This window comes from Desulfovibrio sp. MES5 (assembly GCF_002237645.1).
Taxonomy (GTDB): domain Bacteria; phylum Desulfobacterota; class Desulfovibrionia; order Desulfovibrionales; family Desulfovibrionaceae; genus Desulfovibrio.
Genome location: NZ_MJUZ01000010.1, coordinates 22,881 through 47,565 on the forward strand (window position 1 = coordinate 22,881; position 24,685 = coordinate 47,565).

Annotated in this window: 22 protein-coding genes; 11 read left to right on the forward strand and 11 right to left on the reverse strand. The window is 59.7% G+C overall.

The window, feature by feature from the left end; genetic code table 11:
* Window positions 1–12 precede the first annotated feature (12 nt).
* From BCS36_RS03220 to BCS36_RS03260, 9 genes are all read left to right on the forward strand, one after another.
* Entirely contained in the window at window positions 13–1,473 is a 1,461-nt protein-coding gene (locus BCS36_RS03220; protein WP_291301487.1) for an NAD-dependent succinate-semialdehyde dehydrogenase, read from the forward strand.
* Window positions 1,474–1,705: 232 nt separating this feature from the next.
* The gene (amrB, locus tag BCS36_RS03225; RefSeq protein WP_291301488.1) at window positions 1,706–2,620 is read left to right on the forward strand and encodes an AmmeMemoRadiSam system protein B; all 915 of its coding nucleotides are present in this window, start codon (window positions 1,706–1,708) and stop codon (window positions 2,618–2,620) included.
* 975 nt (window positions 2,621–3,595) lie between these two features.
* Complete coding sequence (locus tag BCS36_RS03230) at window positions 3,596–3,946, forward strand: NifB/NifX family molybdenum-iron cluster-binding protein (protein WP_291301489.1); 351 nt, start codon at window positions 3,596–3,598, stop codon at window positions 3,944–3,946.
* A gap of 6 nt (window positions 3,947–3,952) precedes the next feature.
* Window positions 3,953–4,957: an ATP-binding protein gene (locus BCS36_RS03235; RefSeq protein ID WP_291301490.1), complete on the forward strand. Its 1,005-nt coding sequence runs from the start codon at window positions 3,953–3,955 to the stop codon at window positions 4,955–4,957.
* Window positions 4,950–5,861 (forward strand): ATP-binding protein, encoded by a 912-nt coding sequence (locus tag BCS36_RS03240; RefSeq protein ID WP_291301491.1) that lies wholly within the window; start codon window positions 4,950–4,952, stop codon window positions 5,859–5,861. Before BCS36_RS03235 ends, BCS36_RS03240 begins: the two co-directional genes overlap by 8 nt.
* Window positions 5,862–5,872: 11 nt before the next feature.
* Window positions 5,873–6,253 carry a NifB/NifX family molybdenum-iron cluster-binding protein gene (locus BCS36_RS03245; RefSeq protein ID WP_291301492.1) on the forward strand — a complete coding sequence of 127 codons (381 nt, stop codon included), beginning with the start codon at window positions 5,873–5,875 and terminating at the stop codon, window positions 6,251–6,253.
* 8 nt (window positions 6,254–6,261) lie between these two features.
* Window positions 6,262–6,639: a response regulator receiver protein gene (locus BCS36_RS03250; protein ID WP_291301493.1), complete on the forward strand. Its 378-nt coding sequence runs from the start codon at window positions 6,262–6,264 to the stop codon at window positions 6,637–6,639.
* 239 nt (window positions 6,640–6,878) lie between these two features.
* Complete coding sequence (locus BCS36_RS03255; protein WP_291301494.1) at window positions 6,879–7,589, forward strand: DUF134 domain-containing protein; 711 nt, start codon at window positions 6,879–6,881, stop codon at window positions 7,587–7,589.
* 143 nt (window positions 7,590–7,732) lie between these two features.
* Window positions 7,733–8,392 carry a TetR/AcrR family transcriptional regulator gene (locus tag BCS36_RS03260; protein ID WP_291301495.1) on the forward strand — a complete coding sequence of 220 codons (660 nt, stop codon included), beginning with the start codon at window positions 7,733–7,735 and terminating at the stop codon, window positions 8,390–8,392.
* 329 nt (window positions 8,393–8,721) lie between these two features.
* On the opposite strand, the gene BCS36_RS03265 is transcribed toward BCS36_RS03260, so the two are convergent.
* Complete coding sequence (locus BCS36_RS03265; RefSeq protein ID WP_291301496.1) at window positions 8,722–11,466, reverse strand: cation-transporting P-type ATPase; 2,745 nt, start codon at window positions 11,464–11,466, stop codon at window positions 8,722–8,724.
* 1,138 nt (window positions 11,467–12,604) lie between these two features.
* Here BCS36_RS03265 and BCS36_RS03270 point away from each other — a divergent pair.
* Both BCS36_RS03270 and BCS36_RS03275 read left to right on the forward strand, forming a co-directional pair.
* Window positions 12,605–13,957 carry an MATE family efflux transporter gene (locus BCS36_RS03270; protein WP_291301497.1) on the forward strand — a complete coding sequence of 451 codons (1,353 nt, stop codon included), beginning with the start codon at window positions 12,605–12,607 and terminating at the stop codon, window positions 13,955–13,957.
* A gap of 42 nt (window positions 13,958–13,999) precedes the next feature.
* Entirely contained in the window at window positions 14,000–14,545 is a 546-nt protein-coding gene (locus tag BCS36_RS03275) for a metal-dependent transcriptional regulator (protein ID WP_291301498.1), read from the forward strand.
* A 527-nt stretch (window positions 14,546–15,072) separates the two neighbouring features.
* Here the strand turns inward: BCS36_RS03275 and BCS36_RS03280 are convergent.
* The 10 genes from BCS36_RS03280 to hutW all read right to left on the reverse strand — a co-directional run bounded on the left by BCS36_RS03280 (window position 15,073) and on the right by hutW (window position 24,461).
* On the reverse strand, window positions 15,073–15,933 hold the full coding sequence (locus BCS36_RS03280; protein ID WP_291301499.1) for a TonB family protein: 861 nt from the start codon (window positions 15,931–15,933) through the stop codon (window positions 15,073–15,075).
* Window positions 15,890–16,288, reverse strand: coding sequence for a biopolymer transporter ExbD (locus BCS36_RS03285; RefSeq protein ID WP_291301500.1), 399 nt, complete (start codon window positions 16,286–16,288; stop codon window positions 15,890–15,892). Before BCS36_RS03285 ends, BCS36_RS03280 begins: the two co-directional genes overlap by 44 nt.
* Window positions 16,289–16,297: 9 nt before the next feature.
* Complete coding sequence (locus BCS36_RS03290) at window positions 16,298–17,011, reverse strand: MotA/TolQ/ExbB proton channel family protein (RefSeq protein ID WP_291301501.1); 714 nt, start codon at window positions 17,009–17,011, stop codon at window positions 16,298–16,300.
* Window positions 17,012–17,022: 11 nt separating this feature from the next.
* A complete protein-coding gene (locus tag BCS36_RS03295) occupies window positions 17,023–17,571 on the reverse strand; it encodes a flavodoxin family protein (RefSeq protein ID WP_291301502.1) in 549 nt (182 codons plus the stop codon).
* A complete protein-coding gene (gene hutX, locus BCS36_RS03300) occupies window positions 17,571–18,107 on the reverse strand; it encodes a heme utilization cystosolic carrier protein HutX (protein ID WP_291301503.1) in 537 nt (178 codons plus the stop codon). The genes BCS36_RS03295 and hutX overlap by 1 nt, the downstream gene beginning before the upstream one ends.
* A 14-nt stretch (window positions 18,108–18,121) precedes the next feature.
* The gene (locus BCS36_RS03305; RefSeq protein WP_291301504.1) at window positions 18,122–19,585 is read right to left on the reverse strand and encodes an ABC transporter ATP-binding protein; all 1,464 of its coding nucleotides are present in this window, start codon (window positions 19,583–19,585) and stop codon (window positions 18,122–18,124) included.
* A complete protein-coding gene (locus BCS36_RS03310) occupies window positions 19,585–20,367 on the reverse strand; it encodes an energy-coupling factor transporter transmembrane component T (RefSeq protein WP_291301505.1) in 783 nt (260 codons plus the stop codon). The genes BCS36_RS03305 and BCS36_RS03310 overlap by 1 nt, the downstream gene beginning before the upstream one ends.
* Window positions 20,345–20,890, reverse strand: coding sequence for an MptD family putative ECF transporter S component (locus BCS36_RS03315; protein WP_291301506.1), 546 nt, complete (start codon window positions 20,888–20,890; stop codon window positions 20,345–20,347). Before BCS36_RS03315 ends, BCS36_RS03310 begins: the two co-directional genes overlap by 23 nt.
* Window positions 20,891–20,962: 72 nt before the next feature.
* Window positions 20,963–23,056: a TonB-dependent receptor gene (locus BCS36_RS03320; protein ID WP_291301507.1), complete on the reverse strand. Its 2,094-nt coding sequence runs from the start codon at window positions 23,054–23,056 to the stop codon at window positions 20,963–20,965.
* Entirely contained in the window at window positions 23,040–24,461 is a 1,422-nt protein-coding gene (gene hutW, locus BCS36_RS03325) for a heme anaerobic degradation radical SAM methyltransferase ChuW/HutW (protein ID WP_291301508.1), read from the reverse strand. The genes BCS36_RS03320 and hutW overlap by 17 nt, the downstream gene beginning before the upstream one ends.
* Between the last annotated feature and the right edge of the window lie 224 nt (window positions 24,462–24,685).

Here is a 24,685-nt window from a genome sequence, read left to right on the forward strand (position 1 = left end):
ACAGGGGCTCTTATGCACCAGATATTGCAGGATAAAAGTCTGTTTCGTCCCCACTGCCTCGTCAACGGGCAGTGGCGTGACGCGGCGGACAAGAGCGTTCTGAACGTCATCAATCCGGCCAATGGCAAGCTGCTTGGCACTGTGCCCAACTGCGGCGCTGACGAAGCCCAGCTTGCCATTGACGCCGCCCACAGCGCCTTTGCCCTCTGGAAAGATAAAACCCCGCAGGAACGCGGAGCCTACCTCCATGCCTGGGAGCAGGCCATACGCGCCAACCTTGAAGACCTGGCCCGCCTGCTCACCCTTGAAGAGGGCAAGCCCCTGGCTGAAGCCAGGGCGGAGATCCTTCAGGGAGCCTCCTACTTTCCCTGGTATGCCGAAGAGGCCCGCCGCGTGAGCGGCGAGGTGGTGCCCGAGTTCCGGCAGGGCGTGCAGGCGCTCACCCGGCATGCCCCCCTGGGCGTTGCCGTGGCCATCACCCCGTGGAACTTCCCGATGTCTATGATTCCCCGCAAGGTGGCTCCGGCCCTGGCGGCGGGGTGCACGGTCATTGTCAAACCCGCCAGCGCCACGCCGTTCAGCGCTCTGGCCATGGCTGAACTGGCCATGCGGGTGGGCATTCCCGCCGGGGTTTTCAACGTGATAACGGGCAGCGCCAGGGCCATTGGCTCCGTGGTTACCGAAAGTCCTCTGGTGCGCAAACTCAGCTTTACCGGATCCACGCCCGTGGGCAAAACTCTCGCCGCCCAGTGCGCCCCCACCTTGAAGAAGGTATCGCTGGAACTGGGCGGCAACGCGCCATTCATTGTTTTTGACGACGCGGACCTGGATCTGGCGGCGCGTGTGGGTATGGGCAGCAAGTTTCGCAATGCGGGGCAAACCTGCATCTGCGCCAACCGTTTTCTGGTGCACAGGGACGTGTCCGACGCCTTTGTGCGCCGTCTGCTGCAAGGCATCCGCGACCTTCAGGTCGGTGACGGGCTCAAGCCCGATACCACCATGGGGCCGCTCATCAACGCCGAAGCCGTGGCCCATGTGGACGCCCTTGTGCGCGACGCCCTTGAAAAGGGAGCCCGCCGCATAGCAGGATGTCAGCCCCACAGCCTTGGCGGCAACTTTTACGAACCCTCGCTGCTGACGGGCATAACGCCTGAAATGCGCATTTTCCGCGAGGAAATATTCGGGCCTGTGGCTGCCGTCATGTCCTTTGAGGACGAAGACGATGCCGTGGCCCTGGCCAATGATACGGAATACGGCCTCGCGTCCTACGTCTGCACGCGCGACATGGCACGTATCTGGCGACTGTGGAAGAACCTTCAGTATGGCATGGTGGGCGTCAACGACGCTGGACTGGCCTCGGCGGAAACGCCTTTCGGCGGCGTCAAAGGCAGCGGAGTGGGGCGTGAAGGCGGCCGTGAAGGGCTGCTTGAGTATATGGAAACCCACTACGCACTGTTGGGCGGCCTCGATTAACCAAAAACAAAAGGACGAAAACAGGCGCCAGAACCCTGCTACGGTGCGTTTTGCTGATGTGCCCTGAGGATCCGCAGGATTTGATGGGTGCGCGGCCGACAACGAGGGCGGGATGCCGCGCGTAACGTCGCGCGGACAGCGGGGCGGAGATCCAGGCGGTCTCAAGTCCGGTCAGGCCCGTTGCGCGGGGTTCGCAAAGTTACTTCAGATACGCCATATTCCGGGAGCGGCCATGAGTATACGACATCCCATTGCGGCAGGCCGTTTTTATCCTGCCGAGGCTGATCAGTTAACAAAAGAAGTCCGGGCATGGCTTATGGCGGCTGCTGTTCCTGCAGGTTTTCTGCCGGACGAGCACTCGCCCGACGCCGGTTCACGCTTGCTGGGCCTTGTGCTGCCTCACGCAGGCTATGTTTACTGCGGCCGCATCATAGGAGCCACACTGGCTGCCCCGTGGGGCAACTCCACAACAGGAGCCAGCCTGCCGCAGCGGCTGTTTGTCCTGTCTCCCAACCATACGGGCCAGGGCACGCCACTGGGCGTCTGGCCCGAAGGCCAGTGGCTGACGCCGCTGGGTCCAATGCCAGTGGACGCAGAACTAACTCAGGCCCTTATTCAGGCTCCGGGCGGTTTTTTGCCGGACGAGCTTAGCCATCTGGGCGAACATTCCATTGAAGTTCTGCTGCCTTTTCTGCAAAGTCTGCCCGGCATCTCAGCTGAAGAAGACGGATCGCCCGCGCTTCGCACCATCGCGCCCATATGCGTGGGAACCCGCAGGCCCAGTGCGCTGCGCACCGCCGGGCAGGCCCTGGCGCAGGTGATACAAGATTTCAGCGCCAGAGGGCAGGATGTGGGCATTATCGTCAGTTCTGACCTGAACCACTACCAGAGCCAGGAGCAGACCTTGCACAAGGACGCGCTGGCCCTGACGCAGGCCCTGTCCTGTGATCCCGATGGTCTGCTTGCCGTTGTGGAGCATGAGGGCATCACCATGTGCGGGGTAGGCCCGCTGGCCCTGGCCCTGTTTGCCGCGCGCGCCCTTGGAAACCCCTGGGCCGAGCTCTGCCTCTATGACACTTCGGCTGCGGCATCCGGCGATACCAGCCGGGTTGTGGGCTATGCCGGTTTGCGCTTCGGGCTCGCCTAGACTATGCCGTCACGAGCGCCTTTCCTGGTATTTCTGCGTCGAACTTCGCCTTTTATTCCGGCCGAGTACCATCTGAGTACACTCCCTGCATAAAAGGCTTGTTCTCCGTGATATAACAGGAAATTCATCTCGTGACGACACAGTCTGGATAGTGACGTCTTGAGCGTCTTTCCTGGTATTTCTGCGTCGAACTTCGCCTTTTATTCCGGTCGAGTACCATCAGAGTACACTCCCTGCATAAAAGGCTTGTTTCCCCTGATATAACAGGAAATTCATCTCGTGACGACACAGTCTGGGTAGTGACGTCTTGAGCGCCTTTCCTGGTATTTTTGCGCAGAACTTCGCCTTTTATTCCGGTCGAGTGCCATCAGAGTGCACTCCCTGCATAAAAGGCTTGTTTCCCCTGATATAACAGGAAATTCATCTCGTGACGACACAGTCCAAATGTAGATGATTTTTAAAATGCTTTGTGGGGGAGGGATCCTTTTGCACAAGGGTCCCCTCACTCACGCCCCGCGCTTCACGCCCTGCCTTCCAGACCATTTGATACCTGCAATGCTCGCATACGGCAGGCAAAAACCTGCCTGCTCGCATTTCTTGGCAAGGATTTTCAGTAAAATCCTTGCAGAGCAGGTACCTCATTTCACTCGTAAACAGCTCCGGGGCAGATTAGCTTTGAAATGCTTCACACCTCAAAGTGTTCATTCAGCCGAAGAATGCGGGCTTCAGCTGAATCCACGCCACGTTGTGCGCGCTGCACGCTCGTGCGGCAGTAGGGCATCTACACTTTTTCAAAGTTGAAAGGCTCCAAAACCTTTATTACCGCCTTGGACAGGGCCGGTTTCGCGTGCATGCGAGCCGGCCTTTTTTTTCATGGCAAAAATTGTGTCTTTATCTTGACATTCGGCGCGCGAAGATTATGCTCATTTGAGCAAAACTAACGGCGCGGCCACGGCTGCGCAAAGGAGCGGATATATGAAAATCGCCGTCTCAAGCGAAGGGCCGGGCCTGGATTCCCAAGTTGATCCGCGTTTCGGGCGTGCCGCCGGGTTCGTGGTGGTGGATACGGAAAGCATGGCCACTGAATATGTTGATAACGGGGCCTCGCAGGTCATGGCGCAAGGCGCGGGCATACAGACAGCCGAGCGCCTTTCGGCCCTGGGCGTTGGCGCCGTGCTCAGCGGGTACGTTGGCCCCAAGGCTTTCACCGCTTTGCGGGCGGCGGGCATGCAGGTGTATCAGGATCTGGACGGTCGCAGCGTGGGCGAAGCCGTGCGCTGTTATACCGAAGGCTCCGTCAGCCCGGCCTCAGCGCCCAACAAGTAGGCTGCCATGCGCATTGCATTTGCCAGCGGCAAGGGAGGCGCGGGAAAAACCACGGTGGCGGCTTCACTGGCCGTGGTTTGGCCGCAGCCCTGTCTGATAGTTGACGCCGATGTGGAGGCTCCGAACCTGCACCTCTTTCTGCATCCTGATCTCGACGCGCCGCAGCCTGTGTATCTGACCGTGCCTGAACTTGAAGCGGAAAAATGCACGGCTTGTGGGGAGTGTGCTGACATATGCGCCTACAAGGCCATTGCCATGCTGGGGGGAAAACCCACAATTTTCGCTGATATGTGCCATGGCTGCGGCGGATGTTTCGAGGTTTGCGTACCCGCTGCCCTGAACAGGGGCCGACGCGAACTGGGCAGCCTGCAATGGGGGCGGTGGAACCTGAATCCTGCCCGCGAGCAGGCCCTGCTTATGGGTAAAAGCCGGGTGGGCGAGGCCATGTCGCCCCCTCTGCTGCGCGCTCTTGAAAAGGCTTATTCTTCCGACGCTGGCGCGGCTGCGTCAGGCGGCACGGATATCCTTATTGATTCGCCCCCCGGCGTGAGCTGTCCGGCCATGACCACGGCCCGCATGGCGGACGCTCTTGTTCTGGTGGCGGAGTCCACGCCCTTCGGCATGTATGATTTCAAGCTGGCCCATGCGGCTTTCAAAAAGCTTGGGCTGTCCCTGGCCGTTGTCATGAACCGGGCAGGCATGCCCGGCAACGAAGCCGGGGATGCCGCCCTTGAGCGGTATTGCGCGGCGGAAGGCTTGCCCCTGCTGGCCAGGCTGCCCTTTGATATTCAGGCCGCTGAGGGCTATGCGCGCGGGAATCTGCCGCCGGTGGGGTCAGATGCCAATGCCCTGGCATGGCGCGGGCGGTTTGAAAGTCTGCAACAGGCGCTGCGCCGGTGGATTGGCGACCAACCCAGGCAGGACTCTGCGCGACAGACGGAAACAACGGGGCAGGCCCGTGCGGAGCGGCATTGCGACGGGCAGGGCGCAGCGGAGGCACGGCATGCGTGAAATAGTTGTCATCAGCGGCAAGGGCGGCACGGGCAAGACGACACTGTGCGCCTCACTGGCTGCCCTGGCTCACCGCGAGGGGCTGAATCCCGTTCTCTGTGATCTGGACGTTGACGTGCCCGACCTGCACATCATTTTTGATCCCCGCATCGAACAGGAGCAGGCATTCATTTCTGGTCATACGGCGGTCATTGACGAGGCAGCCTGTACGCAGTGCGGACGCTGTATGGAGCTTTGCCAGTTCGGGGCAGTGCATCTGAAAGACGGCGTGTTCCGCATAGACGCACTGGACTGCGAGGGCTGCGGCGTATGCCACAGACTGTGCCCTGCCGGGGCCATTGCATTTCCGGAGCGGCATTGTGGGACCTGGTATCTGAGCCGCACGCGCTTTGGCGCCTTTGTGCACGCGCAGCTTGACCCGGGTCAGGAAAATTCGGGCCGTCTGGTGAGCCTGCTCAAACAGCAGGCACGCGAGATCGCCGCTACCGAAGATGGCGGGCTCATCCTTTGCGACGGTTCGCCGGGCATAGGTTGCCCTGTCATCAGTTCGCTCTCGGGGGCCACCCTGGCAGTGGCCGTGGTGGAGCCCACGCCATCGGGGCGGCACGATTTCGAGCGTGTGGCGGACCTGTGCGGGCATTTTCGCATTCCTGTGGCGGTAATCATCAACAAGGCAGACCTCAACGGCGACGAAGCCCGCGCCATTGAAGAACACGCCGCCCGGCGCGGGCACGCGCTGGCGGGGCGGCTGCCCTTCAGCCCCCTTGTGACGGAGGCCATGGTCAGGGGCGAGGCACTGACCGAAAGGGATTCTCCTCTGGCAAGCGAGCTGGAGCAGATATGGCGGCGCATCCGCGCCATGGCTGACAAGCCCGCCCGGCGGGCCAACATCAACACTTTATAGGACACATTATCATGAGCAAGACAGTTCTGGCCATTCCTTCCGAACTTCCCGGCGGTATGGACGCGGGCATGGGCATGCATTTCGGCCATTGCGCCATCTACACCGTGGTGGAAATAGAAAACGGCGCTGTAGCGGCACAGTCCACGCTGCCTTCCATACCGCACCAGCAGGGCGGCTGCATGGCTCCCGTTCAGTATCTGGCCGAGCATGGCGTCACGGCCCTGCTGGCGGGCGGCATGGGCATGCGCCCCCTCATGGGTTTTAACCAGATGCACATCGACGTCTTTTTCGCTGGCAACTATCCCACAGTGGGGCAGGCGGTCGAGGCATTTTGCGCGGGCAAGCTCAACCGTTTCACCACAGACCAGACCTGCGGCGGCGGCGCGCACTAGGGGCGGCCATGAAGAACAGGCGTATCCTGTTGCAAACACCCCGGCCCGAAGCCTGGGAGGCGTTTGTGGCGCAGCTGCAACAAGACGGCTGCACTGTGTGCATGGCGGCAACTATTGACCAGTGCAAGGAAGCGGCGCGGCGCGATGTCCCTGTTCTGGCGCTTCTTGACCCGCCTTCCGGCGATCACGCGCGGGCCTGGGTGATGGAGCTTATGATGATTGATGCCGGAATGCACACCGCTGTTGTGACTGAAATGGACGAGGCCGTCTTTCATGACGTCATGGAAGGCCTGGGAATACTGTCGCCGCTTCCGCCTAAGCCGACCGCGTCCGATGCCCGAAGGCTGCTCGGGCTGTTGGAGCAGGTGGAGAGCCTTGGCGGATAACGGAGTCTTGCCTGAAGTACATGTCTGATGCATTCAAGTATCCGATAGATATGCGGAACCGGTGTTCCTTCGCCGGTTCCGCGTATTTTCTTTTGTCCTCCACGTCTGCGCGTACTGTTACCATGCAATGTCGCATAGTTATGGCACGTCATGCAATGCCGCCAGTGCCAGAAGTGAATGCCCTTGACGTGCGCCATTCAGTAAAGTAGGTTATAATAAAATCGTATCAGCGTGAGATTATGCCAAGACCCAGTCACTGCAGGCGCGTAAGCGCCCTCCCCAAGGCCAGCTATTTCAAGCCCAAGGGCATCCCTCTATCAGATCTTGATGAAAGAATTCTGCCGCTGGATGGCCTGGAGGCTTTGCGTCTGGCCGATTATGAAGGCCGAAATATGGATGAGGCCGCTGCCCGTATGGGAGTGTCACGGCACACCTTCGGCCGGCTGCTGCGCCGGGCGCGGCATTGTGTGGCCGAAGCCCTTGTGGACGGATTGGCCTTGCGTATCGAGGGCGGCGTGTGCGCCATGGAGGCTCAGGATGGCGACGTGTCGCCCTCAGGCTCCGAGGGGTTGCTGGTGGCCGTGCCGTCTCAGGAACCCGGTGGGCTTGAGGCCGCACCGCATGCCCATTTTGGCCGATGTACCGTTTATACGCTGGCTTCGGTCAAGGACGGCCAGGTGAAAAACATTACTGTCCGGGCCAATGCCGCACACTTGCCTGGCGACTGCAGCAGCCCTGTGCAGGCCCTGGCCGACATGGGCGTAAAGGTGCTGCTGGCCGGAGGCATGGGGGTGCGCCCCTTGCGGGCCATGCAGGCAGCGGGCATCGCCGTGTATCATAATGCGGGATTACCCAGCGTTGGAGCCTGCCTTGAAGCTTTTGCCCAAAACAGGCTGGCGGCTTTTGGCACTGAACATCTCTGCCGGGGCGGCTGTGGGCCGGAAAAATAATTTCTTTCAAATCCGGATGTCATGCAAAAGCGCGCCCGCGGTTTGTTGGGGGCGCGTTTTTGCATATGTGTTCCGAAGTTAAACAGGCACGACTGTGACGGTATGTGTCCCTCGCGGGCGTCCTGGCAACATATGAGAATGCCATGAGCAATACAGTCAAAAATGACGGCAGCCCCCCTTCCGCTGTCAGATTTGCGGATCAGGCGCATCCAGCGACAGAGCAGGGCAAGCAGGGCCGCAATGCGGCGCAGACCCGGCAGCGTATATTGCTGGCCGCACGTGATCTTTTTGCCAAAGCCCATTATGAAAGCGTGGGCACACGAGAAATTGCGGCCAAAGCAGGGGTCAACGTCACGCTTATTAACAGGTATTTCGGTTCCAAAAAAAAGCTCTTCGCGGCAGTGGTGGAATCGTTGAACGAACTCGCCAAAACGCCGGGATCAAGTGTGAAGGGCTCTCTGGACAGGGCACTGGACAGCATAGTGCTTGGAGGAGAGCGCGGAAACAGCACCTGGGTGGACGAGTTTCGCATCATTCTTTTTTCCGCGCTGAACCCTGAAGTTACGGATATTATTTCTGGATTTTTCGACAAAAAGCGTAAGGCGCTGCGAGAAAGGCTGCGTGGAGCGGATGTGGCGACACGGGCTGATATTGCGTACGTGCTGCTCACGGGTTCGGCCCTGTTTGTAAGTCTGGCCCGTGGCAAAAAATACGGTAAAAAAGAGCGGGAAAGCTTGAGGAAAGGACTTGGGCGTCTGCTGGACCAGCTGCTTGGGCCAGAGTGGCAGACGACCCCGCGCTGACGGCCCTTCCCATAAACGTGCTTCAAGCCCGCCCGCAGCTATTGCGGGCGGGCTTTTTAGGTAAGCCGTCTTCATGATGCCTCAAGCCGCAGCAAAGGCCGGGCTGGCTTTTTTTACAGGCGCGCTGGCTGGAGTGTGAACAGGCGCTCGCTGCCTCTGAAATCCCCGTTTCTGATCAGAAGGCCCGTACTATGCCAAAACACAATAAAGATTTAGGGATGGGGGGTGGCGGGGACCCTTCTGCAAAAGGGTCCCCGCCACAGAGCATTTTCAACGTGACAGTACATCTGGCGCGAAGCCTGGCGCATTGCCAGCCTTCGCGCAGCGTCTCATATATCGCAGGGGTCTTTGCCGCCAGCCTCGGCCCCGGCCCCGGACTTTGAACGCCGCGCATCCATGTTGCGCATAAAGGCCTTTTCACCTTCCACCACCAGAAATACCGCCATGCCGAGCAGCAAGGGCATGGGCCAGTACCGCAAGGGCAGGGGCACAGTGCCGAATACACCGTTCATAAAGGGTATGTAGGTTACCGAAAGCTGAAGGACCACAAGCAGGGCGCTGACCACCAGAACCGCCCGGTTGGAAAAGGGGTGCATCCTGAAGGCGGATCCCCGGATGCTGCGGCTGTTGAACAGATGGAAAAGCTGGCACACGACAATGCTCTGCACGGTCATGGTGCGCACAATGTCTTCATCATATCCCATACGCGTCATGCTGATGCTCATGATCAGGGTCATGCCGCCGATGAGCACGGATACGAATGCTATGCGCCAGATGAAATAGGCATCGAGGATTTTTTCTCCGGCGGGTCGCGGCGGGCGGCGCATAACCCTGTCTTCTTTGGGCTCAAAGGCCAGAGCAAGGGACACCGTCACCGAAGTGACCATGTTTACCCAGAGAATCTGTACCGGCGTCAGCGGCAGGGTCGTGCCAAACAGGATGCTGGCCATGATGAGAAAGCTTTCTGCACCGTTGGTCGGCAGGATGAAGAGAATGGTTTTGCGCAGGTTGTCGTAGACCCTGCGCCCTTCTTCCACAGCAGCCACAATGGTGCTGAAATTGTCGTCCGTGAGCACGATTTCCGCCGCGTCCTTGGTGACCTCGGTTCCCTTTATGCCCATGGCTATGCCCACATCTGCCGCCTTGAGCGCCGGCGCGTCGTTGACGCCGTCGCCCGTCATGGCCGACACCGCGCCGTTGGCCTGCAGGGCCTTGACGAGCTTGAGCTTGTGTTCGGGGCTTGTTCTGGCAAAGATGTCGCACCGCTTCACAGCGCACTGGATCTGCTGATCCGTCATTTCATCCAGTTTTTGCCCGGAAATGGCCATGGAGCCGTCACCGATGCCAAGCTCAAGGCCGATGGCCCTGGCAGTGTCCACATGGTCGCCTGTAATCATTTTTACGGTGATTCCCGCGTCTTTGCAGGCGCGCACCGCTTCAAGCGCCTCCTGGCGCGGCGGATCGACAATGCCTGCAAAGCCAAGAAAAACAAGACCTTCCTGAACATCCTTGTGGGTAATGGACGTGGTGTGCGCGGGCATGGTTTTTACCGCCGCGCCCAGCAGCCGTTGCCCTTTGCCTGCCGTTTCCGCCATTGCACGCGCCCACAAGGCGGCATCAAGGGGCATGTCGCCTGCGTCGCTTCTCTGCGTGGCAGACATGTCCAGCAGGCGGTCTGGCGCGCCTTTGACCAGCAGCAGGGTTTGCCCGCCGTCTTCAATAAGGGTTGCCATATACTTGTACTGCGAATCAAAGGGCAGGGTGGCTATTCTGCTTTTTTCCACGTCCGGAAGGCCGGATTTTTTAAAAAGGGTCTGCAACGCGCCTTCTGTGGGCTCGCCCTGGATGCCCCATGCGCCCGCCGCGTTTTGCGTGAGCACTGAGTCGTTGCATATGGCAAAACAGCGGAGCATCTCTGCCAGGCGAGGCGCTGCAGCCGCGTCCACGGGCATGTCGTTCTGGGCTATGAAGCCTTCAGGCGTGTAGCCCGTCCCCTCCACCTCGTACCGCTCTTCTGCCAGCACAAGGCTTTTGACGGTCATTTCGTTCTTGGTGAGCGTGCCCGTCTTGTCAGAGCAGATTACAGAAACCGATCCGAGGGTTTCCACAGAGGGCAGGGTGCGTACAATGGCCTTGCGCTGCGCCATGTGCTGCACGCCGACGGCAAGAATGATGGAAAGAATGGCGGGAAGCCCTTCAGGAATGGCCGCAATGGCAAGCCCGATGGTGGCGAGCAGCAGTTCGCCCGCGTCATAGTTGCGAAAAAAACGGCCAAACAGAAAAATCAGCAGCGACACGCCAAGAATGAACAGGGCGACGGTTTTGCCAAGCTGCGCCATCTGGCGGATGAGGGGCGTGGATATGTTTTGCGTTTCTTCAAGCAGTTGGCTGATACGCCCAAGCTCCGTCTCCTGCCCCACGGCCACCACAATGCCCGAACCAGAGCCAGCGCTTACGGATGTGCCGCTGAAGGCCATGTTTACCCTGTCGCCAAGCGTGGTTTCGGGATCAAGGGGCTCTGTGCTCTTTTCTGAAGGTACGGATTCACCGGTAAGGGCGGATTCTTCGATGCGCAGGTTGTCAGCCGTCACAAGGCGCAGGTCGGCGGGGATTTTGTTGCCGGGCTTCAGCAGAACAAGATCGCCAAGGGTGAGCTCTGTCGAATCCGCCTCCATCCGCGTGCCGCCCCGTATGACTGAGGCCTTGAGCGACAGCAGGTTCCTGATGTCTTCAAGGGCTTTTTCAGCCTTGAACTCCTGCGAAAATCCGATAAAGGCGTTCACAATGGCCACCAGCACTATGACAATGGTGTCCGCGTAGTGGCCCAGAACCAGCGTCACAAAGGCTGCCACAAAGAGTATGTAAATGAGGATGTCGTGAAAATGACGAAGAAAAGCGATGATCCGGCTCTGCTTCTTTTTTGTGGGCAGGGAGTTGGGGCCGAACTCCTCAAGCCGCTCGGCGGCCTGTTCCTGGGTGATGCCTTGCCGTAGGTCCGTCAGCAGCACTTTGGCAACGTCCGACACATCCTTGGCGAACCACTTGCTATGGGTATGGATATACGGTTTTTGCATACAGACCTCGTTTTCCGGGTTGGGGCCGCAGGGAGTGCAGAATGGGCCAGCACGGGAAGGTTACGGAGCATCAGTATGGGATGCCAGGGTGACGCGAAGGTGTCGGAACGCGCGATTTCTCACCAGGCAAGCGGCGGCAGGATGATTTGTGGTGCGGCTCTGCCGCGCAAGTTGTCTGCAAGAGCACGCGAAAAGCAGACGCGCACGCCTGTGCTGACGGTATGTCTACAGGAAGTATTACCGAAAAACATCGTGCCGTAAACTATTGGCAATGACAGGCAATGCTTCTCTGTTTGCCGTTGCGGCTGGCAGCATTGCGCGCGGACAACGACATGCCGAGGCTGTTTCTAGCGCGCTATCACGCTGAAATATTTGTGGGGGAGGGACCCTTTTGCAAAAGGTCCCTCTCCCACGCCCCCACCCCCTAAAACCTTTATGAGATTTTAGTGTGGCGCCAGAATGTTTTAATCTGTTTAACATGATATAATAATTGTGTATTTGTTGTCGTTGTGCCGTGTGGGCGTATTTATGAACTGACGGGATATTTTTTACGAAACGCGGTCATGACGAACCGCGCCGTAAAGGCCGCCCTGCGGTAAAAGGCCGTGTGCGCAGGGATGCCGCCTGATGCCGGACGCCGTCCGTGGGGCATGATCCGCCTGCAAGGCAGCTTGTGGCGCAGGCTGATCAATGCTTGCGCGCAGTACTTCATAAAGGGGGCCGCACGTGGGGGACTTTTAGCGGCTGCCAACGCGCTGCACACGGGGCGCTCGGCTCCTCGTTACACGCCAGGGGGGCGGGAAATCCCTGTGCGCTGGCATGCGGGGCGGATAGGGAAGAGGTTTTTTTCTGATGACGACCACCCGGAGCGTGCGCGCGCGGGACGCGCATAAACGCTGGGCATGGACCATCCTGATATTCCGCCTCGGTGCGTACGCGCGCGGGCCGCTCCTGAGGGCATACGCGGGTGTGGAACTGGCCGGCGCCGCCTCTGGACTGGGCAGAGCGCCTACTGGGTTGGCGAGGCGGCTACTGACAGCGGAAGTATAAAGTTTTATTGGCTAAAATTACCGTAAAAAATAAATTATTTTAGACTAACTTTATTTGACATTGAGAATTCTGTGCGGCACTATGCCGCATGCCCGAAACCAAGGCCGTTTCCGTTCGCGAAGTAGCGCTTCTCACCATCCCGCAGATGGGTCTGATGTTTTGCTACATGGCCATGTCCATGATCGACCTGTGGGTGGCTGGTCAGCTCAACGAGGGCGTTCTGGCCGCCCTGGGCTTTACCTCGCAGATTCTCACCTTTCTGATGCTGCTGACGGCTGTGGTGGGCAGCGGCTGTCTGGCCATGGTCAGCCAGTCCCTTGGCGCGGGCAAAACCCTGCGCGCCCGCCGGTATTCCGGCCTGATCGTCTGTCTTTCCTTTAGTGCTGGCTCCGTCATTGCACTGCTGGGGCTTGCCGTGCTTCTGGCACTGCCCATGACGGATATGGTGCCGCAGGCCATAGCACCCATGGTGCGCACCTTTGCCTTTGCCTATGCGGCGCAGCTGCCCTTTTATTACAGCCTTGTCATGCTGAACTCCGTTTTTCGCGCGCACAAGATGGTCTGGCTGCCCACAGCCACGCTGTGCCTTGTGACGGCCATCAAATTTGTCAGCAGCGTGGGACTGGGGCTTGGCTGGTGGGGCTTCCCGCAGCTTGGCTACTCCGCCGTGGCCTGGACGACCTTTGCCTCGTCCCTGGCGGGCTTTGTCTGCAATATCATCCTGGCCATGCGCGTGGGCATCTTGCGGGCGTCTTCATTTGCGGCCTGGCGCTGGAACAGGCTCGCCATGCCCCGGCTGTGGCGCGTGGGCGCTCCGGCGGCTCTTGGCAATCTGGCGGGGCATGCGGGCAGCATCGCCATCCTTGCCTGCGTTTCCAGCCTGCCTCTGCACGCTGTGGACTCCATCGCCGCCATGACTCTTGGTATGCGCGTTCTGGGCTTTTTGCTGTTCCCCCTGGCAGGACTTGGCATGACCCTGACCATCCTTGGCGGGCATCTGCTGGGCGCTGGCATGGGTCGTGAGGGATACGCCCTTGGCATGCGTTATGGCCTGTGGGTGGCCTTGGCCCTGGCTGCGGCTGGTCTGGGGCTGTGCCTCTTCTGTCAACCCGTTGTCATGCTTTTTACCCAGGACCCCGGCACGGTTGAGCTAGCCAAGATATTTTTGTGGATATCCTGCCTGGGGCTGCCCTTACAGGGCTTGAGCCAGATGTTGAGCGCAGTGCTGGCGGGCGCGGGCGCCACACGCTTTACCTGCCGTGTAAGCTGCTACACTACCTGGGGAGTGTCCGTGCCGCTGGCGTATGGTCTTGCCCACTGGCTGGAGTTCGGAGCCGTTGGGGCGTATGTTGGCATGGCGTGCGGCGGGTTGGTTTCTTCCCTCTGGACGCTGCAAATCTATATGCAGAAAAAATGGTTTGGTGGCATACGTGTTCTCTGATATTTGTGGTGCACGCCACCCGGTCCACATATGGAGCTGAAAATGCAAGGAACTGGTTCAATGGTTCAGGATGAAAAAGACCTTTCTCCTGCCCTGGAAAACTATCTGGCCATCATATTCAAACAGGAATTCGCCACAGGCGCGTGTCGCCCCAGTGATATCGCCGAGGCGGCCAAGGTCGCCCGTCCTTCGGTGACAAACGCCCTGCGATCCTTGGCCAAGCGCGGCTATATCAGCTATGAACCCTACAGCCTGGTGAATCTGACGCAAAAGGGCCTTCAGGCGGGGCAACGCCTGGCCCATCGCAATATGGTTTTGCGGGAATTCTTTTCCACGGTGCTGCAACTGCCGGAAGAAACGGCGGCTGACACGGCCTGTAAGCTCGAGCACATCCTGCCCGACGACGTCATGATGCGTTGGCGGCTTTTTGTGCTGTACATGCGCCACACCATGCCCCAGTGGGAGGGCTGGCTGGAAAAAAGCATTGTTTTGCGCGACGCGCACGCGGCCAAAAAACACAGATTGCCGAAGGGCGACGAAACGCCTCCTGCAATTGTGAACCGCCGCGACTTTGTGGACGAAGGCTGAGGCGCGGGCAGGCCGTCTTTGCGCGGCCATGGCCGCAATGACTGGCAGGCGTGTGCGCCGCCGTATGCGTGCGGCGGAAAGTGGCGGTGTTTTGCGGCGTTCATCGCTGACCAAATAGCCAGCCCCGGTTGCCCTTACTGCGAGCGGCCATGCGCACGGATTACCCTGCGGGTAAGCCGCGTTGCAAGATGTGAGGCCTGATTTGCCCATCCGGTATATGGCTTGCGGCTACCCATATGGCGCGCCTGCGGCGTTTGAAGCGGCACATGCGGCGCTTCAATGCGTGCGGCCTCACACGGCGTCTGATCCACAGGGGCCGTTTTTCATTTCACGTCTGCTTCACGCGCAGGCAAGCCGGTCATGTTCAGAATGGCGCTCAGCGAGGGCAGATTGCCTTTGAGACTGTCTCTGCGCAAAAGGGCACGGCACGCCGGTTTCGGCGTGCAACAGGGCGAGATCCAGCGCCTGCGCTTGCCGTGCAAGCGCTGCCCATGCGGCAGCCAGAGCACGCGCCTCATGTAGCCGCCCTATTTCAGCTTGTATTCCACCGGCACGCGCACGCTGAAAGACGCGCCCTGAACGCCGGTATTCAGCCCTACCAGTTTTTCCCCCAGCTCCTTGGTGGCCGTGTCCAGCACCGCCTGACCGCAGTGCTTGTCCAGCGTGCTGGCCGTGACGCACCCCTGGTCGTTTACGCTGACAAGGAGGATCACCAGCCCCTCCGCACCGCTGCGGCGCGCGTGCTTGGGGTAGTTTTTATGTTTTTCCACAGCGTTGAGTATCCTGCTCAGGGCCATGTTCTTTGTGGAGGCGGGCACGCCGCCCGCAACACCCCCATCCACGCCTCCGGCCCTGCCGCCAGGCACGCCGCCGGGTACGCCGCCTGCAATGCCGCCATCCGGGCTGCCCTGGGGGTGCCCCGCCTGGTTGCGCGGGCCGGGAACGGCGTTCTCCTGCTTTAAAGGCAGCGCCTTTTGTTCTGCGGCCTTGCGCGGAGCAGGCTTTGGCGTCGGGGGCTGGACCTTGGGTTTTTGCTCCACTACCTTGGGCGTTTCTTCCGGCTTGGGCTCTTCTTTGGGCTGTTCCGGTTCGGTCTGCGGCGGCAGGGCGGCGCTAAAGGGCGAGTCGTCGGCCATGAGGCGACGATCGACCGGCTTTTGCTCCACTTCAGCAGCTGGCGGCACGAACTCTATCCGCATGGCCAGGGGCACTGGCCCCGCCGCTGCAGCGGGAAGCAGCATGCGCTGGGGTTGCTTTGACAAAGACATGAGCAGCACAGCCAACACAACGATGCCGGATGTTATGCACAGGGCGTAATTGCGGCTGCGCGTCTGTGCAACCGCGTCATAATGGCTTGGACGCCAATGTCGCTTGGGTGCTGATGACAAAGCGGCCTCCTCTCTTGGTCTTGGCCAGATCCACCACGCCGACGAAGGCGTTGAAGGGCGCCTTTTCGTCCACATGCAGGTTCAGCAGGGCGTCGGGCATCGTTTCCAGCAGGGCGGGCAGGGCTTCCTTGCTGATCTGCTGGCCAGCGTGGTGAATGGTGCCGTCCTGCTTGATGGAAATGACCATCTCCGGGGTACGGGTTGAGCCGGGATCCGGGTTTTCGGCCTTGGGCAGCACAATCTCCAGTATGGGTTTGCTGAACGAGGCCGTGAGAATAAAGAAAAAAAGCAGTACGATGATAACGTCCACAAGCGGCGTGAGATCAATGCTGACTTCTTCGTCCAGATCGAACATGGGATCTCCTTATGCGGATTCCGGTTCCGGACTGACAGGGCATGAGGCCGGGGCGTTGGCCACAACGCGCTTCACGCCGGGCACGACAGACGCGCCGGGCACGCCGGGCACGGCGGCGTGGGCATGCCGGGCCGACCCCTGGCAAAGTTCAAGGGCGCGGTAGCTGTGTTCCACGGCTTCAATATGAAAGCCCTTGAACTTGAGCAGCAGAAAGTAATAGGCGATCAGCATGGGAATGGCCACGCTCAGGCCCATGGCCGTTGTGATGAGCACCTCCCAGATGCCTGCCGCCAGTTGGGCAGGGTCGGGGCTGGCGGTGTCGGCAATGGCCTGAAACACGCGCACCATGCCAAGCACCGTGCCCAGAAGGCCCATCAGGGGAGAGATCATGGCCACAAGGCGCAGCCAGCACAGGCTCTTGGTGGTCTGCTCGAAATTGCGGTGGAACAGGTAGGCCACTTCGGCCCTGATATCCTGTGAATGCCCGCTGTGGGTCTTGACCACGTCACGCACGATGGCGATCAGCGGGTTGTCGCTGTTGTTGTTGCGCAGGCAGCGGCTTTCGCCCGTACTTTCCAGGTCAAGAAAGCCGTGCTGGAAGTTTCGCCAGACCAGAGCGAGATAAAAATAGGTGCGAAAGGCGATGTACACGCCGGCGCAGCCCACAACCACAAGGGCGCAGCCCGCAGGGCCAATGGCATTGTAAATGGCGGCCAAATTCATGGCTGGTATCCTTATGCGTTATTCCGGGCGGGTTCAGCGCCAGGCTTGGAGTCAAGTGTGCGGGCAAAATCCGCAAAAGTTTCACGCGCTTTGCGGCAGTCTTCCGCGTCGGGATGTTTGGCTGCTTCTTCAAGGCGGGCGCGGCGTTCTTCAGTCATTGGGTGGCCGTTGTTGGCCATTTTCTGCATCATGGCCACCACGGCGGGGTCTACGCGGCCCTGGCAAAGAAATGTCCCAAGCACGGTATTGCCCTGCGCGGGATCAGTCAGCAAAGCCTCGCCCTGCACCTTGCACTGGGCGGCGTGTTCCGAATCCGGCCACGCGCCCAGCGTGCCGAACAGGGCCACCGTGCTGTTTTTGATCCGCTCCATATATTTTTTGGCCGCATCATCGGGCATGCCCTTGTCTACCCAGTAGCCCACGGCCACAAGGTCGTATCCCTCGGGCTGCGGCGCTTCCTCCACAGAGTGCAGATGGCAGCCGGGCAGGGCTTCGGCCACGGCCTCGGCTATTTTACGGGTATTGCCGGTACGCGAAGAATACACCACAAGACTTTTCATTATATGTCCTCCTTGCCGAAAGCGCCGCGCAGGGCAAAAAAACCGTCGCGGGCTTCAGGAATAAGCGCTTTCTTCTCACGGCCCACATAGATGGCGAACAATACGGCCCCGGCCGCATCAATGAACTGCACGCTGTGGCTTTCAAGACCCATGAAGGGCAGGGAGAGAAAACAGATGTGGGCCGCTTCGTCGCTGCAGATATGACCGCCCAGAGGAAGGCCGTGCTCAAGATTGAAGTAGCCGCCAGCGTGCTTGCCGCCGGGGATGCGCCCCTTGATTTCCACAACGCTGCGTGCGTGCCGCATGATGAAGGTCGCGCCGGGCCACTGGGTCAGCCCCTGCCACACGTCGTCAAAGGCCGAGCCAGGGGCAAATGCCCTCATGTGTCCGGGCAGGGCGCGGGCGGCGGTCAGTTCACTGACGGAGCAGTGGCGGGCAATGGTATCAAGCATGACCATTTTCTGTTCGGCCAGCAGTGTTTCCACCTGCTGACGCAGGCTTTCGGCCCCGGCAACGTCTGTAGTGCAAGTACTCATGCTGAAATTCTCCTTTATGCGGCCGTGGTGACGGCTTCCTGTGTGTCGGTGCGGGCCCCTCGTTCGCCGGTTGCGCGTAATTCCGGCGGCAGGGGCAGCCGCAGGGCATGTCGGCCCATACGGGCCAGTAATTCAAGGTCATGCGTAATAAGCAGGATGCAGCGCCCGTCCTGCGTCTGGGTTTCCAGCGCCTGCGCCAGCCGCGACATATTCTGCCCGTCCAGACCGCTTGTGGGTTCGTCCAGAATGAGCAGACGCGGTTTTTTTGCCAGTGCGCAGGCAATGACAAGGCGCTGCTTTTCGCCGCCGGAAAGGGACTGGGGATGGCGGCTGGCAAGGGATTCCAGACCAAAGGCCTCCAGCAGCTCCATGGCGGCGTTGCCGCCCTTTTGTCCTGCGAGGTCAAGGCAGGTCTGCACCTCGGCCAGGGCCGTGCGCATATGCAACTGGTGGTCGGCGTTCTGCAGCACAATGCCAGTGTCAGACAAACGCTGGCGCGGGTTCAGAGGGAGGCCGTCCATGGTGATTTCTCCGGCCTGGGGCTGGTTCAGCCCGGCCAGCACGCGCGCCAGCGTTGTCTTGCCCGTGCCGTTGGGGCCGATGAGCGCCGTGATGCCGGAAGGCAGCCCAAAACGGGCGTTGCGGTACAGCGGCTCCTGCCCGGTGTGGGCATAGGTCAGATTATGCGCCTCCACCGGGTGCTGCCCGGCGGCGGAACAGGAGGGCAGGGTGTGGCGCACGTCGGGAACGCTGGCTTCGCGCAGGCCGTAGCGGGCGCGCAGTTCCGCATCGTGCAGGAGGGAAAATTCCCCCTGCTCCCGGATGTGCCCGTCCTGCATGACAATGACCCTGTCGGCCACGTCGGCCAGCCAGTACAGGCGGTGGTCCACCACAAGGATGGCCATGCCCTGCGCCTTGAGCTGCCCGAGCTGCAGGGCCAGTTCCACGGTGGATTCCGGGTCCAGGTTGGCGGTGGGTTCGTCCAGAATCAGCGCCTGGGGCGTTTGCGTCCACAGGGTGGCCAGCCCCACCTTCTGCTTCTGGCCTTCAGAAAGTTCATGAATGGACGCGCCCAGCAACGGATGCAGGCCGAATTCACGCACCGAGCGCTTCACGGTTTCGTGCATCTGTTCCTCGGGCATGCCCTGCCATTCCAGGGCGAAGGCCAGTTCGTCCTCCACGTTGAGGGCAAAGAACTGCTGCTCCGGGTCCTGAAAAAGCGTGCCTGCCTGCCGCGCGAGGTGGGGCAGATCCTGCTCCAGGGTGGAAACGCCGTTGACCAGCACCCGGCCTTGGAGCCTGCCCGCAAAGTGCAGGGGGCACAGGCCGTTGGCCAGACGAATGAGCGTTGATTTGCCGCAGCCGCTCGCCCCGGTGCAGAGCACCACTTCGCCGGGTTTGACGTGCAGCGAGATATGGCTCACCGCCGGTCGTTCCTGAAAAGGATAGGTATAGCTGACATCTTCAAAGCGCAGCATCAGCGCATGCCTCCTGTGGTGGGACTGGCCAACGTGTACTGGCAGGCAATGGCGACGGTCACCACAAGCAGGGCGGCGGCCAGCAGCAGGCTGTCGCGACTGGTCCAGGCCCTTTTGCGATAGGGCGTGAGTTTTTCGCCCATGCCAAGCCCCTTGAGTTCTGCGGCAACGCCCAGATCCTCAGACGTGCGCAACGAGCGGAAAAGCAGCGGCGTGAGCAACAGGCGCATGCTGAGCGCGGGATGGCGGGTCATTGTCCACGGGTTCAGCCGGTAGCCGCGCATCTTGAGGGATTCCGTCACCTGCTTCACGTCGTTGATAAAGGTGGGGATGAAGCGGATGATGACGGCAGCGGGCAAATAGATGCAGAAGGGCAGCTTGAGCCCCCGCAGGGCGTCCAGCAGGTTTTGCACCCGGCTGGAAAGCGCCAGGGGCAGCACCACATGCAGCATGGTCAGCATTCGCAGAAAGGGAATGGTCAGTGATATGAAGTTCATGCTGCCCATGAGCCGGGGAGAGAACTTGCCCATAATCCATACGCAGCCCATGGCCAGGCAGATCATGACAGCCATAACGGCGTAGGCGGCGAGCAGGGCCAGGGGTCTGCGCATGCACAGGGCATAGCACAGCGAGGCCCCGGCCAGCAGCAGTTGCCCCTCAAGGTTGGAGATGACCAGGGTTCCCACCGAGGCAAGAACGCTCACTCCGATTTTTGCCCGCACGTCGGCCTCATATAGCCAGCCTTGCGGCAAGGGACGGTTACTGGCGTACGATGCCTGCATGGCGCAGCTCCCTGACGGCTTTTACGCCGGTAAAAAGGCCGATAAGAGCGCCCACGTAGCCCAGACCCACAATGGGCACGGCTGCCACGAGCATGGCGGGGTTTTCACGCATGACCAGCCAGGAAACGCCCAGGGAACAGATGCGGAACAAGAGGTCGAATACGGCCACAGCCACCAGAGGCCCCCAGGGCCGTGAAAGCCCGCCCGTCAGGGCCGCCGCCGTTTCCGCAATCAGGGCCGCCAGAAGCATGGCCGGAAGCAGCGTGAGGCTTGCGCCGAGCAGCAACGCGCTCACCAGCATGTTGATAAGCACGAAAAGCAGCAGGGTGCCGGGTTTGCGCACCTTGTAGAGCATGACTATCAGCAGGGTGGTGAAGACGAGGTTTTTCAGCAGGAGGGACACGGGATTCATGCCTCCTCCAGCCAGGGCCACCAGCAGGGTGGAAATCTTGGCGGCTGCCGAAAATACTCCGATGACCACCAGCTCATGGGCATTCCAGTAGCGGTTGACCGTGGACTTCATGATGTATCTCCTGGCCCGTCTCTTATCTCAATCAAAAATGAAATTCAATGTCAAAAGAGACGGACCTGATTATTAAAACTCTACGCTGACCTTGATGTTGGCATGCACCCCGGGTTCGTAGATGGCATTGCCCGTATCGAGCGCATATTTTTCATTAAAAATGTTAAGCACTTCTCCGATAACGGAGTACTGCTTTTCAGAGCCGAACTTTACGCCGAGCATGGCGTTGGCCGTGGTCCATGCGTCATTGGAATATATGGTGCGTGTAACTGTGCCGGTCTCCTGCTCGGTTTTGCTGGCAAAGCGGATGTAGGCGTCGCCAATGATGTCGAGGTTGTCATTGACGGGGTAGAGCGCGCGCACGCCGGTACGTCCTGTCCATTCGGGCGTGCCGGTTTTCCAGGTCTTGTACTTGTCGTTGTTGAACTCGCGCTTCATCCAGGTAACATCGATGTAGGGAGTAAACCCGAAAGGCAGGTCGTAGCCCGCGCTGAACTCCACGCCGTGGGTCTTGGCCTTGCTGACGTTCTGGTAGTGGTACAGGTTGGTTCCGGTCTGCATTGAAGAAATGTAATCGTCAGCCACGGTATAGAAGCCCGTAACGTCAAGGCTGAGGCCGTGCGCGTAGTAGCGCGCGCCCAGTTCCCAGGTGTTGGACCTTTCAGGCTTGAGGTCCTGGTTGGGATATACCGTGCCGCCGCCCATGCTGGAGAGGACGTATTTTTCCTGCAGGTTGGGCACGCGGAATCCCTGCGAAAAACCCGCGCGCAGGGTCAGATCCTGAATGCCCTGCCACATGAGTGAGACGTTGAACACCGGCTGCGACTCCCATGTGTCACCGGGGGAACCAGCATTGATAGGGCCGATGGTGGCATTGGGGGACATGGAAGTCTTTTTGCGTTGCCAGCCCTCGGCCGTGCCCATGTGAGAACTCACCCAGGTCTGACGCACCCCGTAGGACAGCGTGAAGTCCCAGGGTAGTTTGCTTTCCATCAGCGCGTATAGGGCGTGGGTGTCCATGTAGCCCTTGTACTTGTAGTGGCTGTTGGTCAGGGTTTTCATCATGGGGCTCATGTTCATGGTCATGTCTGTGTCGGTTTTGGCGTCCAGACCGTCCCTGTTGAACTCATAGCCCGTGATAAGGTAGTTGTTTTCGCCAATGGCCCAGTCGGACTGGAGGCTTGCGCCCCACTGTTCGTTCTTGTTGTTGGCGTAGTTGTCCATAAGAACGGATATGGCGCCGCTTGCCGACTCTACATGGTTGAGCATTTTTTTCCGGTTGTGCTGCCAGAAGGCATCCATGCGCAGGCGCGGCAGAAAGGAGGCTATGTCCTTGATTTCGGCGAATACGGCGGCCTTTTTGCGCTCCCAAGGAGACATATCCACGAAAAAGTTGGGCGTGCTTGTGTCGCCGGCGAGAATTTCGCTGTAAAATTGCTCGTACAGGCCGCCCACTGTGAGGTGGGGGGTGAAGTCATAGCTCAGAAATGCGGACCCGGACTGCTGCTTGAACTTGGAGTGCTGGGCCTCGCCGTCAGGGGTGGACAGGTTGTGCTGGTAGGTGTTGGCCCCTGTGACCCTGTACTTCAGGCCTTCATAGCCGCCAAAGAGCGAGAGGCTTTCGTCGAAGCCGCGCGTGGCGCCGTTGTAGCTTGTGGTGATCTGCCCCTGAATGGGTTTTGTGCCGCCCTTCTTGGTGATGATGTTGATGACGCCGCCCATTGCTTCAGAGCCGTACAGCACCGAGGCCGGGCCCTTGATGACTTCAATTCTTTCAATCATGGCAGGGTCCACAAGCAGGGCCGAGCCATCCATGGACTTGTTTTCAGCGATCTTTTGGCCGTCGATGAGGATGAGCACGCGGTTGGGACTCTCGCCGCGTATGGCGATGCGCTTCAAGCCCTGCGCCCCCGAATTGACAACCTGCACGCCGGGAATGTCCTGCAGAATTCCGCCCACTGTGGCTGCCGGGGAGAGCTTGATTTGCTCTTCAGTCACCACGCTTACGGCCATAGGCACATCCAGCAGCTCTTTTTCAACGCGTGATGCTGATACCTTGACGGTATCGGTCTGAAGAGGTTCGGCATGGGCAGGAGCGCTCCAGAACAGTACCCCTGCCAGACCCAGGGGTAGAGCATGCCTGCGCAGATTACGCAGCAAGATCATCGTTTTCCTCCAGTACGAGTTTGAGATAGTTGAGCAACAGTTGTGAAAGATTCACCTGCCAGAACTGCCCGGCCAGAGTCAGCGTGACGCGCCCCCCATCCTGCATGACCAGACCCGCGCGCTGCCACTGGGCCAGCAGGGGAGACCAGATCGCATCAAGGGGCAGGGCAAAGCGGCCTTCAAGGGCGGACAGGTTCAGACAGCCCTGCTCCATATCCTCGGCCACGGCCCTGAACAGAAAGTAATGGTCTGGCGGCGTTTGCAGCATGCCCAGGGGTTTGCGCCCCTCGGCCACCTGCTGCAGCCATGATGCGTAGTCCGGGGTGTTGATGTAGAAGTTGCCGGCAAAGTTGCCGCCGCCGCCAGGGCCGAAGGCCAGACAGTTGGCGGAGCCTTTGACATAGAGGTTATACAGGTTGCGTTCTCTGGAGGTGCGCGCCCAATGGCTGATGGAAAGGCGGCGGTAACGGGCCGCTGTCATGGCTTCCACCGAGGCGGCAAACATGGCTGACTGTTCCGGGATGGCCGCAGCGGGAGGAATGCTGCCATCCTTGATGGCCTTGCCCAGGGGGGTCTGGCCGTACACGTTGAGCTGGTAGCAGTCGGCCCCGTCAAGATTGAGCGACTGGGCCATGGCTATGTCTTCAAGCCAGTGCTGCATGGTCTGTCTGGGAAAACCGTAGATAAGGTCCACAATAACGGCGGACTGGTCGTAGCTCATGAGCTGCTCAAGCCCACGGGCCATGTCTTCTCCTGCGCCAATGCGCCCCATGGAGCGCCGGATGCTGGTGTTGAAGCTCTGCACGCCAAGGGAAAAGCGGTTGGCTCCGCCCGCAAAGCAGGCTTCCATCTTGCGGGCGTCAAAGTTGGTCAACCGGCCCTCAACGGTCACTTCGCAGTCATTGGCCAGGGGCAGGGTCTCACGCGCGGCCTTGAGTATCCGCTCCAGATCCTCGGCCTCGAGGGCCGTGGGCGTGCCGCCGCCAAGGTAGAGGGCGTGCACCGGCGTGCTTTGCACAGCAGGGCTGTCGCGCCACAAGGCCAGCTCGGCAAGCAGGGCGTCGGCATAGTAGCGGCTTTCGTCGGTACGGTAGGGTTTGTTGTAAAAGCCGCAGTACAGGCAGTGAGTCTGGCAAAAGGGCACATGAATGTAGGCAACGGTTTTTCCGCGCAGGGGTTTTTGCAGCAGGCCGTCAAGCGCTGACTGCATTTCTTCGGCGGATGTGGTGTTGCCGCCCAGGCCAGGATGAATGGCGATTTTACCCTCAAAGGCGTGAGAGAGCGAAGATACCCCTTCTTTGGCCAAGTATTTTTCAGGGTCTGGCCGTTTGAGCGAATTCAGAGCAGATGACTTGCTAATGTCGGTCTGGGTTGCCTTAGATGAACCGTGCGTATCGAATTGCATGATTTTTCCTTTGCGGGTTGGGCTGCCCGCTAAGTTAGTCTTGTCTAATTTGTTTAGGTGAGTCTACAAAAATGAAATCGAATGTCAATTGCTTTTTGAGTAAAAAGTGATCAAATATTTTTTATGTGTGTATTCAGATAGATGGAGATAATGGCATGCAAGGGAAATGTATTTGCTGTGTCAGGTATTTTTGCCGGGCGAGATATTGCCCAAACCATGGCGCG

Coding starts and splice junctions, on each gene's coding strand:
- BCS36_RS03245 (WP_291301492.1), top strand. CDS start 5,873: ATGAGCAAGACAGTTCTGGCCATTCCTTCCGAACTTCCCGGCGGTATG.
- BCS36_RS03305 (WP_291301504.1), bottom strand. CDS start 19,585: ATGCTGCGCTTTGAAGATGTCAGCTATACCTATCCTTTTCAGGAACGA.
- BCS36_RS03220 (WP_291301487.1), top strand. CDS start 13: ATGCACCAGATATTGCAGGATAAAAGTCTGTTTCGTCCCCACTGCCTC.
- BCS36_RS03260 (WP_291301495.1), top strand. CDS start 7,733: ATGAGCAATACAGTCAAAAATGACGGCAGCCCCCCTTCCGCTGTCAGA.
- BCS36_RS03320 (WP_291301507.1), bottom strand. CDS start 23,056: ATGATCTTGCTGCGTAATCTGCGCAGGCATGCTCTACCCCTGGGTCTG.
- BCS36_RS03230 (WP_291301489.1), top strand. CDS start 3,596: ATGAAAATCGCCGTCTCAAGCGAAGGGCCGGGCCTGGATTCCCAAGTT.
- BCS36_RS03250 (WP_291301493.1), top strand. CDS start 6,262: ATGAAGAACAGGCGTATCCTGTTGCAAACACCCCGGCCCGAAGCCTGG.
- BCS36_RS03240 (WP_291301491.1), top strand. CDS start 4,950: ATGCGTGAAATAGTTGTCATCAGCGGCAAGGGCGGCACGGGCAAGACG.
- BCS36_RS03235 (WP_291301490.1), top strand. CDS start 3,953: ATGCGCATTGCATTTGCCAGCGGCAAGGGAGGCGCGGGAAAAACCACG.
- BCS36_RS03310 (WP_291301505.1), bottom strand. CDS start 20,367: ATGCAGGCATCGTACGCCAGTAACCGTCCCTTGCCGCAAGGCTGGCTA.
- BCS36_RS03265 (WP_291301496.1), bottom strand. CDS start 11,466: ATGCAAAAACCGTATATCCATACCCATAGCAAGTGGTTCGCCAAGGAT.
- hutW (WP_291301508.1), bottom strand. CDS start 24,461: ATGCAATTCGATACGCACGGTTCATCTAAGGCAACCCAGACCGACATT.
- BCS36_RS03315 (WP_291301506.1), bottom strand. CDS start 20,890: ATGAAGTCCACGGTCAACCGCTACTGGAATGCCCATGAGCTGGTGGTC.
- BCS36_RS03270 (WP_291301497.1), top strand. CDS start 12,605: ATGCCCGAAACCAAGGCCGTTTCCGTTCGCGAAGTAGCGCTTCTCACC.
- BCS36_RS03285 (WP_291301500.1), bottom strand. CDS start 16,288: ATGTTCGATCTGGACGAAGAAGTCAGCATTGATCTCACGCCGCTTGTG.
- BCS36_RS03290 (WP_291301501.1), bottom strand. CDS start 17,011: ATGAATTTGGCCGCCATTTACAATGCCATTGGCCCTGCGGGCTGCGCC.
- amrB (WP_291301488.1), top strand. CDS start 1,706: ATGAGTATACGACATCCCATTGCGGCAGGCCGTTTTTATCCTGCCGAG.
- BCS36_RS03295 (WP_291301502.1), bottom strand. CDS start 17,571: ATGAAAAGTCTTGTGGTGTATTCTTCGCGTACCGGCAATACCCGTAAA.
- BCS36_RS03255 (WP_291301494.1), top strand. CDS start 6,879: ATGCCAAGACCCAGTCACTGCAGGCGCGTAAGCGCCCTCCCCAAGGCC.
- BCS36_RS03275 (WP_291301498.1), top strand. CDS start 14,000: ATGCAAGGAACTGGTTCAATGGTTCAGGATGAAAAAGACCTTTCTCCT.
- hutX (WP_291301503.1), bottom strand. CDS start 18,107: ATGAGTACTTGCACTACAGACGTTGCCGGGGCCGAAAGCCTGCGTCAG.